1 pseudogene is annotated in these 243 nt (G+C 44.0%); it reads left to right on the top strand.

Annotation, left to right across the window (positions count from 1 at the left end):
• Nucleotides 1-243 (top strand): annotated as a pseudogene (locus AAEZ18_RS19470) (PQQ-dependent sugar dehydrogenase); the annotation flags it as partial.

The following is a 243-nucleotide window of genomic DNA, read 5'->3' as shown; positions in this document are numbered from 1 at the left end:
GTATATGTTGGCTCGCGTAAAGCCGGCAATGTATATGCACGTATTGATCAGACCAGCGATGGCGTAGCAGATAAAATAATGCTGGTTGCAGAGGGCTTAAATATGCCTTCAGGTGTAGCAAGTAAAGATGGCGAGTTATATGTTGGTGAAGTACACCGCATCATTCGTTTTAAAAATATTGATACGCACCTAAAAAACCCACAGTTTGAGGTGCTTTACGATGCGCTGCCATCAGAGCGCCAT

Source organism: Pseudoalteromonas sp. 19-MNA-CIBAN-0066 (genome assembly GCF_040308705.1).
In the GTDB taxonomy this organism is placed as follows: domain Bacteria; phylum Pseudomonadota; class Gammaproteobacteria; order Enterobacterales; family Alteromonadaceae; genus Pseudoalteromonas; species Pseudoalteromonas nigrifaciens.
Note: the sequence above shows the minus strand (reverse complement) of the source record. Positions and strands in the feature narration are given on the sequence as shown.